This window comes from Veillonella sp. CAG:933, from assembly GCF_000431435.1.
Taxonomy (GTDB): domain Bacteria; phylum Bacillota; class Negativicutes; order Veillonellales; family Veillonellaceae; genus Veillonella_A.
The window spans coordinates 1-12,652 of sequence record NZ_HF986165.1; the positions used below are offsets into that span (position 1 = coordinate 1).

The following is a 12,652-nucleotide window of genomic DNA, read 5'->3' on the forward strand; positions in this document are numbered from 1 at the left end:
AAAATTAGATTTTTAGGTCTAACTTTAAGGGGGCGGTTCAATCATGATAGATTGAGGGTCTTTTTTAAATCGTCTAGTACTCGTAACGAACACTTAATGTATAGGTACGACCAGCAGTTGCCTCATTATCATAGAATTCACGGTCAAATATATTATCAATACTAAATTTAACTGTAAAATCAGGGGTAACGCGATACCCAACACTGGTATTCACTAAGAAATAGCCGTCATAAGCACCGTATTCGCCGGCTGCTGCCGTAGAGCTTTGGCGTGCACTAACATATTGCATATCTAACAAACCGGTCCATTTTTCCTTGTCATAAGCCAAACCGGCATGGAAGATATGTTTCGGTACAGAATAATCAACTGCATTGCTATAGCCTGATTTATTAGTATCCTCTAATTTCGGACCACTAACTTTACCCGACTGCCAAGCATAGTTAACGTATGAGGTTAAATTATCTGTAAATTTATGCTCGTAATTAAGTTCAATACCGCGTCGTTTTTCTACGCCGTAATTTATGTATTGCTTATATTCTGTAGTACTTGTCCCCGGCAAGTAGAAATAGGTATACTCAATTTTGTCCTTGGTTTTAACATTATATAAGGAGATATCCACTGAATCTCGATCCGTCAACTGGCGTTTCATCCCTAATTCCCAGGTTTTGGAAGTTTCAGGATCTAAGCCCGGATTTGGAATAACATTACCCATACCGGAACCGCCATAACGATAAATATATACTAATGGTGGTGGATTAAACGACTCACCATAAGACATATAATAATTTGTACTTTCATTAGCTTTATATTCTAATGAAACTTTAGGACTTATATGATTATATGTTTTACCCTCGGATGTGGTATCATAACCGTTTTTACCACTGGCCCAGAATGTACCGTCACCTTTTTTATAACGATCATAACGTGCCCCAACAAATAAAGACCATTCATCATCAAATTTATACTCATCTTGTACAAATACAGCCAGATTGCTTATTTTACCTTCATCTTGTGCATATTGATTAATAATGGAGTTTTTGTTATGCCACGAAGAAAGATTATAACGCTTCTGAATCATTTCTTCCGTATGATAAGAGGCACCGGCATTAATGGTATGCTTTCCTATATCTCGCCATGTTTTTTCAACTTCGTACGTAAATTTCTTCCCTGGATGGAGAGAATAATCACCGGCCCCGGTCCAATCAACATTTTTATAGGAACTAGGTACAGTAGGTGATGTAAAACCATCAACCTTATCATGCGTATAACTTGCACGCACCAAGAAATCATTTGCCGTATCACGATATGTCAAAATATGGGTATCACGTTTATTTTCATTATCATAGCCTAAGAAATTTTTAGGAGATAAAGAAATAATTTTATTTGTTCCGACCTGAACATTGCCAGACCATACAGGGTTTCCTTTAGTATCATGTACATAAGTAAATGGATTACTATAAGAGGATTCACTATTAATTCGATTATAGCTATAAACTAAAGATTTAGATTCATCAAAATTGTACCCAATTTTAAAGCCGTAATTTTCATGTTCCCATTCTTTCTCACCACGACCACCGTATATATAAGTACCATTACTTAACTGTGGTAAATCGGCACTAATAGATGCTGTACCTTTTTTTGGTGCAAGCGATCGATAAAATCCTTTATAGCCATCAGAGGAGCGTTTTTCATAAGTAACCCCTAAACTCCATTTGTCTGATAAACGAGAATTAACCGACACGGCTTTTTTCCAAGTATTATAGCTACCATAGGATACATCTGCCACTACAGAAGTTCCCGATTCCGGTGCACCTTTAGTCGTAATATTAATAACACCGGCAACCGCATGACCACCGTATAAAGAGGATGCGCCACCGCGCAATACTTCAATACGTTCAATATTCGAAATTGGAATCATATTAAAATTTACAGTTCCGTTATAAGTATTATTTTGTTGAACTCCATCAACTAATACCAAAATATCTGTAGAACTCATACCACGCATAGTCAAACTGCCTTGCGCACTTTGGTCAATAAAAATACCCGGCAAAAACTGTAAAGCTTCTTGAACCGACGAAATATTCTTGTCAGCTATATCTTGTGAGGTAATAACGCTTACACTGGCCGGCACATTAGCAATAGTTTGCTCCGTTTTTGTCGCAGTTACGACCACTGTCCCTAAGTCATAATCAGTAACCACATCTTCGGCCTGTACACCAACACAGCTCAAAATACTACCACAGCATGCCAATACTGCCGCTCGTACTAACAATCCCTGACCTTTCATAATACCCTCCTAATAAAATTACCCTAAATTACCTAATCAGTTAATAGATTTATTTTTTTTACTATTCCTCTTCTTTTAACACTACCTCACCTAATGCTAACTCAAGGTTCTTAGTAATCCCTTCATAATCCATTAACTTATAAAAAAACATATCTACTTCAATCTTGAAATAGATATGCTACATGACCTTTGCCATAATCGCCTCTCTATCGCTCGTAGATTAAAACGGAGATTATAAATAGGCAGGTCTCCTGGCTTAGATTCATAGCGCCTCTCGCCTTCCCGGAATATCCAGTGGCAACATGAGATTAGCTCCTCTTACAGTGACGGGATCGCATCGGCTTATACCGATTTCTCTATTAAGTCTAAATCGACACCTATAAATATGTATAAAATTTCTTCATGTACATTATATATTTACTTTTCCACCTCGTCAATCTTAATTCAAAACAAATATTAATCATGCTATACCCTCTATTGTATACTAAAACTCCTTTATTTCATAGGGTTTTATGGCTTATCATCGTTAATTTTTATATTTAAACATATTATTCTAAACAGTATTTTTATACAAAAAAACCTTAAAACAAAAGATTTTTTACTTTAAGGTTTCATCTTATAGTTAAACTCTATTTATTTTTTTAATAATATTTTTAATCAAAATAACTATACTCTAATATAATAATTTACTGCAAATACTCAACTAAAAATCTTCAAAAGCCGCTAACAATTCTTTCGTGTATTTTTCTTTAGGATGCTGATAAAGTAATTCTGTCGGTTGTAATTCAATCAACCGGCCTTCGCGCATAATTCCGATACGATTACAAATTACGCGTAACAAATCTAAATCATGCGAGATAAACAGACAAGCTAAAGATCGTTCCTTTTGAATATCTTTTAAAATAGAAATAATCTGTGCTTGCACCGATACGTCAAGCATCGATGTCGGTTCATCCAATAAAAGAATCTTCGGATTTAATAACAGTAACCTGGCAAGACAAATACGCTGTAATTCTCCGCCGGAAAGTTGATGCGGATATCTGGAAAGTAACTCTTTACGAAGTTGTACTTTCTCTAAAACATCCTCTATACTATGCTTTAAATTAATATCTTGATTCTTATGGATACGAATCGGTTCTTCAATAGACTCTTTGATTGTCATGCGAGGATTTAAAGACGAAGTCGGATTTTGAAAAACTAACTGCATATCTTCTCGCATTTTTTTATTCTCATTTGCCGACATTTGCGATATTACTTTTCCGTTTAATAGAATTTCTCCCTGATCTGGCTTTAAAAGTTGCATGATAATTCTAATTAATGTGGACTTCCCGGCCCCACTGGTTCCCGCCAAACCAAGAATCTCATTCTCTTCTACCGAAAAAGAAATATCTTTTAAAACCTTGAAGATTCTTTTATTAATAAAGCCTGTTGTGAAACTTTTAGAGATATTCCTTATTTCCAATACACTCATACTATTTACTCCATTCACAACGCACTTGATGGGAAGAAGATAAATTCTTCATAACTTGATCTTTTTCGCATATGTCTAACTCATAATACTTGCAACGATTTTTAAAAATACAACCATTGGGAATGTTATGCAAATCAGGTGGTAACCCCGGAATCGATTTTAACCTATATCTTGGTTGTGCTTCTAAAAAACTGATAGTATAAGGATGTTTGGGCTCTTTAAATACTTCTTCACAAGTACCGTATTCAAGAATTTCTCCCGCATACATAATCCCAATATAATCTGCTAGTTTTTCTGCTAAACGGATATCATGAGTAATGAATAAAATACTAACACCGCTCTCATCTCGAAGATCACGGAATAACTGACAAATTTCGCGCCGCACAAAAGCATCCAAACCTTTAGTCGGTTCATCCGCAATTATCCACCCGGGGTGTGGCATCGCCATCATAGCTGCTAATACACGTTGAGCCATCCCACCGGATAATTCACCGGGATATTTATCATATACCGCTTCCGCATTAGGCAAGCCAAACCGCTTTAATTGTTCAATCCCCTTTGCTTTTTCAGCGGAATAAGAAGTCTTATTTCTGTAACAGTTTGATTCAACGACTTGTTTACCTACCCTTTGCATAGGATCCATAGCAGTAATAGGATCTTGTGCAATCCATCCTATCCGGGTACCTCGGGTCATATTCCATTCCGCTTCTGATTGTGCCAATAAATTCTGATTTTCTAAATAAATTTTACCGGTCACAACAGCAGATTCATCCAAAAGCCCCATAATCGCTGACCCCATTATAGATTTCCCACTTCCCGACTCGCCCACCAAAGCCGTTATTTTACCTGAAACTAATCTGAAATTTACATTGTGAAGCACTCGAGTAAGCCCCTGTTCTGACGGATATGCAACTGATAAGTCATCAATAATAATATCTTCCATCATAACATTTTCCTTTCTCCGGCATTACTCAACTGCAAATGTTCACGCAAAAAATCACCAATCAAATTTATACTCATACAAAAAAGTGTTATTGCCATACCCGGTGCCAATATCATCAACGGATAACTCCTAAAATAAGTCCGGGCATCACTAATCATAACACCCCAATCGGCAATTGGCGGTGCTACCCCCAGGCCCAAATAAGATAAAGCAGATGCTGATAAAAGAGAGGTACCGATTCTAAGAGTCAGTAAAACAACGATTAAAGGAAAAATATTGGGCAATATATATCTTCTCAGAATATAAGAATTACCGGCACCCAAACTTTTTATGCCAATAATATAGTTTTCATTTCGAAGATGTATTACCTCACTTCGCACAATACGTGAAAATCCGGTCCATGAAGTAATCGTTACCGCTATAATTAAACGGGCATCATTTTCCGGTAATACGGCCGCAATAGCAATCATAAAGCTCATACCGGGCAACCCTTGAAACAGACTGACCAAAGCTTGTATACCTTGATCTATGCGTCCACCGTAATAGCCGCCAATCATTCCCAATATCAATCCTACTAGCATAGTACAACAAGCTGCTACGGTCGCAAAAACAACTGATGTTCTTGCACCATAAATCATGCGTGATAAAATATCACGACCTAATGCATCTGTTCCTAACCAATGTTTGTATGAACTCCATTCCAAAATTTCTTCAGTATTTACCTCCGTAGGATTATAAGGTGAAATCCATGGTGCCATTACGGCGCAAAAGATTGTTCCCAATACTATAGCAAAAGCTAATAGATATAAAGGATGTACAGAGCGTAAAACCTTCATCAATCGCCACCTCGTCCCTTAGGATTTAATACATAATAACTCAAATCGACTAAATAATTAAAAACAAGGAATATCGTACCACTTACAATCACATAGCCCTGTATAACGGGGTAATCTCGCCCCCATATGGCAGCCAGTACATAACTGCCCATCCCGGGAATAGAAAATAAATCTTCAATTATTACCGAGCCGCCTAGAATGGTGCCGAAATAAGTACCAATCATAGTTATAACCGGCATAAATGAATTAGGCAACACATGATGTAGTAAGATATATCGCATAGGAAAACCTTTAGCGCGTAAAGTCTGAATAAAAGGTTTTTCCAATACAGATATAATTGTCGTTTGTTGTAATCGTATTACGGCCGCTATCGTACCGGCCGCCAAAACAAAGGAGGGCATTATCATATGAGTTATGTCGCCATATCCACTTGATGGCAATATGTGAAGTTCCTCGGAAAAAATCAACATAAAAATGATTGCTAACCAAAAGCTGGGAACTGATATAAAAAGCAATATAAAAATTCGTACTAAAAATTCAGATTTTTTATTTTTATATCTGGCAGACCATACACCAAAAGGAATACCCAAAAACAATACCCATGCCATTGCCCATAAGGATAAATGAAAGGTAACCGGGAATCGTCTCAAAATCTCAGCTAACACCGGCTTTTGAGTTAAATAAGATATGCCGAAATCACCTTTTAATGCATGAATAAGCCAGTTTAAATATTGTTGCCATATAGGCTGATCTAACCCCAATAAATGACGCATAGCCGCCAAATCTTCAACAGTTGGTTCCGTTGAACCATCCATTGTCAATAATGTTAATGCCGGATCACCGGGAGCAATAATGCCAAGCAAAAAAGAAATGATAGAGAGACCTATAAGAAACGGCAAAATTATAAGAAGCCTTTTTGCTGCATAAACGAAAAAAGCAATCATTTCACATCTCCCTCTCCTACCCAAGATACTTTATCTAATGTAATACCATATACGACAGCATCATATCCGGATAACTTTTTATTGCTCACAGCCAGGTTTTGATCTTCAAAAAGCGGTACTACCGCGGGATGTTCAACTAACTGATTCAAAATATCGGTATATATTTGAGCACGGTCTTCAATATTATATGTACCAACTAACTTTTCAAAATCCGCATCTATTTGAGGATTGGAATATCCGAAACTACTAGCTTTATTAGTAGGGCCTTTAGTATCAAAAAATTCATACAATAAAGAGGTTGGATCAAGATTCCCCAAACCTCTGGTTCCTATTGATAAATCATAATTTCCCATAGCCATAGCCTTACGGGCTGTCATTCCATCCATCAAAACAATCTCAGTATCTAACCCCAATACCTTTAATTCTGCCTGAATAAATTCAGAAATAACCTTATACGGATATCTTGCGGCGCCATATTGCGGAATTAAAAAGACTATCTTTTGACGCTTTCCTTGTAATACCTCATCCACTAATTTTTTTGCTTCTTCTAAATTTTTTTCAGGCGGATAAACTTTTGAAAAAGGATTAGTGCTATTCAAAAAATTCCTCGTTGGTGTGCCATAGCCTCTAAAATAATGACGAACAATTTGTTCTCGATCAATCACTAAATTTAGAGCCATTCTCATACGTTCACCATTAAAAGGATATCTGGTTCCATTTACTGATAGATAATGTGATATTGTTGATTTTGCACTATTTACTTGAAAACGACCGTCACGCATAAGATCTTCAGCCATTATAGGCGTGACGCCACCTAAATCCAATACACCAAAAATCTCTTCTGATTTTAATGCCGAATATCTGGCTTCCGGCGAAGTTATTACGCGAACCCGTATACGTTTTGCCTTAGCCTTTTCACCATAATACTCATCAAATCGTTCCAATACAGTATAATTATCTGCTTTTCTTTCAACAATCTTAAACGGTCCGGTTCCCTTAGCTATATCAATAAAATCGCCACTTTCTTTATCAAAAGAAGAAGGGCTGAACATACAACTCCCCCATCCCGCCATTCGATATATTAACATAGGAACCGGTTTTTCAAAATATAAATGAACCGTATACGCATCATCGGCTTCATATTTAATTAATCCCGGATAAATGCGACTAACCTGATAGCCATAAAACGTTGAAGGCTTATAGCCCATATGAGTGATTCGATAAAAATTCGCTAATACAGCTTCCGCATTAAAATCACTTCCATCGTGGAATTTTACCCCTTTTTTCAGATGAAAAATCCATTCGGTCTTACTTTCGTTAGACTCCCAAGATTCTGCAAGCATAGGTTTTATTTTTCCATCATCCGAAATACCTACCAAAGATTCCCACGTTTTTAAAATAACACTTGAATAATACGGATCCTTATTTCCCGGAGCCAGATCTCTTGCGGCAGCCAATACAATTTCAGGTTCTTCTGTCGATTGTTGATTACCACACCCGCTTAGTATAAACCCTATACATAAAAGGACGCACAACAACAGATACATTCTGTTTATTAACCGTTTCAAAAAATCACCTCCGGGAATAACAGTTTATTATATTTCTACCGTAGCAGATAACATAAATGTACGCGGCATAGATAAGCCAAAAGTGGTTGAACTACCTCGTCCAATCCAATAGTCTCTATTAGTAACATTATAAACCATAGCTTTAAATGTAACCGGAACATCAGAAATAACAGTGCTGTAATCAACGCCCAAGTCCAATACTGCATATGACGGGATTCTGGTAGCTCCGGTCGGTGATTTACTATTATCAATAAAAGCTTCGCCAACCCAATTCAAACGACTGATTATATTCCACTGCTCATTAGGTGCGTAAGTGGCACCAATAACCCCACTCCATTTAGCGGCACCGTTAATAAATTTTCCGTCAGCCGTACCACCATTAGTTTTTTCTCGTTTACCATTCATATATAAAAGCCCGCCGGTAACGGTCCATTTATCGGCCGGTTGACCATTAACAGTCCATTCCCAACCTTTGTAATTATCACGGCCATCGGCAACTCGATGATATAAGCCATTGTCCAATTCTTTATCAATCAAGCTTTCAGTGTCAATATCAAAATAAGCAAGTGTCGTAAAGATATTTTCGAAATTATATTTTATCCCTATTTCACGCTGCTTGCTGGTAGATGGAGCCAAGGTATCCCCCGCATTATCATAAATTCGTGACCCATTTACAACCACGGCACCTCGCGACAAACTTTCAGTTTGGCTAGCATAAATTGCAATATCATTATTTGGTTTATAAGTCACGCCAAAAGTAGGTAGCCAATCATCATTTTTAATATCTTGCCCTGTTCTCAATTTATTTTGGAAATTTTCATGCTTATGAGAAGCTGCTAACAATACATCCCACTTACCATAACTAAGCGAGTCTGCAATAGTAACACCGGTATTTATTTCATTCCACGATAATTTTGCATAACGTAATGCAGGTATTGCAAAGTTTGGTGAATAAATTGTTCCGGTATAAATATTACCACCGATTGTTCCTCTTGTTCCATTGTTTGAATCATTCCAATATTTCGCCCAAGAACGGTCAATCGCTATTGAGGCTTGATGTTTTACTGCTCCGGTTTCAAAGTTACCTCTAATACCTGTTTGGAAATAAGTATTCAATCCACTTTCATTTTGAGCATTAGCTACGTTAGACGACAAGAAATTCCCCTTTTCATCAAAGCTTAGAGCTGAACTGGAATTATATTTATTGCCACTTCTTAATGAATGACCTATATTAGTGAACCAACTAACGTCTTTATTGATTTGCTTCTCATGATTGAAGGTATACATCCAACCATGCATCCATTTAGTTGTACCTTTATAATCATAAGGAATATTCGAATCCGGAGCACTTGGTAACTCAGTACCATTACCACCATATGTAAACCATCGTTGTCCCTCATTAACACGAAGGTCAAAATGCCCAATAAAAAGATTCGTAAAACTTGTCTTTCCGTGTCTATCTAAATTAAGAAAAATATTCTTTTCATTTTTCTCGGCACCTTTTAGTGATAATTCACCGGTCATATACTCGCCCATAACTCGGACGCCCCATTCATTATTATTGCCAAATCTACGGCCAATATCAATAAATTCACCAAGGTTACTTCTGCCGGAAAAGGTCTGCGTATAACTTACTTTAGGTTTATCTGTAGCTCTTTTGGTAACAATATTAATAGTGCCCGGAGCTGGTGTCGCACCACTATTAGTACCGTTATTTGACATACTAACACCATTGACGGCTGCATTTGGGCCTGAGGTTATATCAATCCGATCAATATAGTGAGTAATAGGTCCGTTAAATTGATAAAACAAACTTGGAACTCCATTCAACATCATATGATTACCGTTCATATTAATACCGCGCATAGAAAAGTCAGTATACATCGGCGATGTCGTGCTTGTTCTGATAGAAGGATTATTTAAAAGTACATTGGCAAGCGGCTGAGTCGGATCGTCAAACTTTTTTAACATTTTTTCAGTCATAGACATTTCACTATACGGAATGTCCATAAGACTTTGTTTCCCCAAAATCCCTAACTTTGCATTTTCATTAACAAGACCACCCGGTAATGCATCTTCATTATTACTATTTTTAGAAGCAATTACATAAACGGTATCCAATGGAGAATCGCTTTCGGCTGCTATCGCCGTAGGCATAATTGAACCGATAAAACCCAATGCAAGCAAACCTGACACTGATTTATGAATAGTTTTTTTCATTAGTAGTATCTCCCTAAAATTACTAGTCCGAATATTAGAAAAGCAAGGAATTTAATAAAATTCCTTCCTTTTCAAAAATCTATACCTTTTCTTAGAAATGAAGTTTAGCTGTAAATGTTAATGTTCTCGGCAAGGAGAGGTATACCTGATTGCCTCGAGAAACTTGCCAGTAATCTTTATTAAACACGTTATTAACCATTAAGGATAATTCTGCCGGAACTTCACCGAAATGAGTTTTGTAAGTAGCGCCTACATCAAATATTGTATAGCCGCCGGCCCAAATTTTTTCATTCATAACAGGTGATCTACCTGTATAAATCCCACGACCTACAAAGCTCCAGAATTCATTAGGATTGTATTCCGCACCAAAAACAGCAGTCCATTCACTGGTACCATTAACACGTACACCATCTAAAGTACCATTTGTAGTTTTTTCTTGTTTCGCACTCATTCTGGAAATACCACCGAATAGATTCCACTTATCAGCCAACTTACCGTTAACAGCCAATTCAAGCCCTTTATGGCGAGCTTGTCCGTCTTTAGATTGGAACGGTTTACTATAGCCGGTTTTATACACACTAATCAAATTATCTTGTTTGATATCATAGTATGCTAAAGTCCATAATAAATCATCTTTTAAATATTTAAACCCGATTTCATTTTGTTTGGTCTTTAATGGCGGTAATACATCCCCATAGTTTTCAAAAGTAGTATTAACGCCACTACCGGCATCAAAGTTTTCTGTATGACTCGCATAAATCGAAGAATTGTCATTTGGATGATAGATAAAACCATAAGTAGGACTTGTTGCATCAGTTTTAATCGTATCAATAGAAGACCAATTACTTGTATTTCCTGAGTATTTATAAGACTTAGATGTTGCCTCATGTTTATGGAAACCAAAAATGACATTCCATTTTTCATAAGTCATATAATCAATAATCGAGAAACTTTCAACGCGAGTTTTATTGCTCCAACGAGTATCAAATTTAGTCGGTGCCGGTAATATTTGATTAATGCCATCATATAGACTACCGGAACCAATGGTAGCCAAAGAGCCATTATTATACGCTGTTTTTCTGTTACGCCAAGCCTGATTATATGACAACGTAATATCATGGTTTATATCACCGGTATTATAATGCGCCGTAGTGCCTAATTGCCAATAATAATATTCTTGCGGTGTTCCACCCGGTCTAGCAGTTACAGGGAATGTTCCGTCTTCCTTGAGCACGTAACCACTGCCACCATTGGCCATAACATTTCGATCCAAATCATTTCTCTGCATACCAAAGTTAGCAAAACCATCCCAATGTTCATTAAATTTTTGCTCATGATTATATGTCATTAACCAACCGTGAGTTGATTTAACCATACCGTCAAAGCTATAATCATTGGATCCTTTTGGCACACCAGGGAGTTTAGTCACAGAACTGTCTAAAATAAACCAACGCAAGCCGCCTTGGATATCTAAATTACGATACCCAATAAATAAACTATCTTTTGATTTTTCTGACTGGTGGTCGATATTGGCAAAAATACCTTGCCCGTTAATTTTTGTACCTTTTACCGAGCTTCGGCCATTAAGATTTTCAGTGGTAATTCGAATACCCCATTCTTTATTTTTACCAAAACGTTCACCATAATCTAAATATTCACCAAACAAACCTCTACCGGAAATAGTCTGAGTAAAATCAAATACTCGATTATCAGGAGCAACTTTAGTCTTAACGCTAATAATCCCCCCCGGATTAGTTGTTTCATACTGTACACCGGTACCGTAAATACCAACATTAGGCCCGGAAATCATTTCTAAAGACTCGATAGGATATAAAGGCGTATTAAATTGAGTAAATACTCCTGGCACATTATTTACATAAAAGTTAGTACCGTTAGTTCTAAATCCACGGAAGAAAAAGTCTCCGTGTAAAATTGAACCGCTTTGTCGGATTGATGGCGAATTAGCCAATAATGAGTCCATTGGTTTATCCGGACCGGTAAACATCTCCATCGATTTTTCAGTGAAATTTGTTTGTGTAAACGGAATATCAAGCGTATCTTTACCACTAAAAAAGCCGGTTTGTGACTTAGTATACACAAAGTCCCCCGGTAATACTTCACGCTCTTTATTACGATCCCCAATTACGACAATATCCGGTAATTTTTCAATTTCTTCGGCAGCAGCGTATGGTTTATATCTTTTTACTGCATCCCCATTACTTTCATCTGCCGCATAAACACTCCCCAGTACTGAGGTTGTTAATGCCATCATAATAAGTGCCGATAAAAGTTTCTTATTCGTCATACAAATCTCTCCTTATAAAACATCGACGACTAATAATTTATTTTCATGGTTAATTGTACAATGAAATTGAACACATAA

The 12,652-nt window shown here is 36.9% G+C and carries 8 protein-coding genes and 1 riboswitch; all 8 genes read right to left on the minus strand.

Translation table 11 applies throughout. The features are described from left to right. Positions 1-73: 73 nt before the first annotated feature. The 8 genes from QZL64_RS02940 to QZL64_RS02975 all read right to left on the minus strand — a co-directional run bounded on the left by QZL64_RS02940 (position 74) and on the right by QZL64_RS02975 (position 12,574). The gene (locus tag QZL64_RS02940) at positions 74-2,287 is read right to left on the minus strand and encodes a TonB-dependent receptor (protein ID WP_021840532.1); all 2,214 of its coding nucleotides are present in this window, start codon (positions 2,285-2,287) and stop codon (positions 74-76) included. A 224-nt stretch (positions 2,288-2,511) separates the two neighbouring features. Further along, positions 2,512-2,683: riboswitch (cobalamin riboswitch) on the minus strand. 307 nt (positions 2,684-2,990) lie between these two features. Then, a complete protein-coding gene (locus QZL64_RS02945) occupies positions 2,991-3,758 on the minus strand; it encodes an ABC transporter ATP-binding protein (RefSeq protein ID WP_021840533.1) in 768 nt (255 codons plus the stop codon). 1 nt (position 3,759) lies between these two features. Continuing rightward, positions 3,760-4,704, minus strand: a complete 945-nt coding sequence (locus QZL64_RS02950; RefSeq protein ID WP_021840534.1) for an ABC transporter ATP-binding protein — start codon at positions 4,702-4,704, stop codon at positions 3,760-3,762. After that, positions 4,701-5,537, minus strand: coding sequence for an ABC transporter permease (locus tag QZL64_RS02955; protein WP_021840535.1), 837 nt, complete (start codon positions 5,535-5,537; stop codon positions 4,701-4,703). The genes QZL64_RS02950 and QZL64_RS02955 overlap by 4 nt, the downstream gene beginning before the upstream one ends. Continuing rightward, positions 5,537-6,481, minus strand: coding sequence for an ABC transporter permease (locus tag QZL64_RS02960; RefSeq protein ID WP_021840536.1), 945 nt, complete (start codon positions 6,479-6,481; stop codon positions 5,537-5,539). The genes QZL64_RS02955 and QZL64_RS02960 overlap by 1 nt, the downstream gene beginning before the upstream one ends. Beyond that, complete coding sequence (locus tag QZL64_RS02965; RefSeq protein ID WP_021840537.1) at positions 6,478-8,049, minus strand: ABC transporter substrate-binding protein; 1,572 nt, start codon at positions 8,047-8,049, stop codon at positions 6,478-6,480. The genes QZL64_RS02960 and QZL64_RS02965 overlap by 4 nt, the downstream gene beginning before the upstream one ends. Before the next feature lie 27 nt (positions 8,050-8,076). Beyond that, entirely contained in the window at positions 8,077-10,269 is a 2,193-nt protein-coding gene (locus tag QZL64_RS02970) for a TonB-dependent receptor (protein WP_021840538.1), read from the minus strand. 91 nt (positions 10,270-10,360) lie between these two features. Further along, a complete protein-coding gene (locus QZL64_RS02975; protein ID WP_021840539.1) occupies positions 10,361-12,574 on the minus strand; it encodes a TonB-dependent receptor in 2,214 nt (737 codons plus the stop codon). Positions 12,575-12,652: the final 78 nt, after the last annotated feature.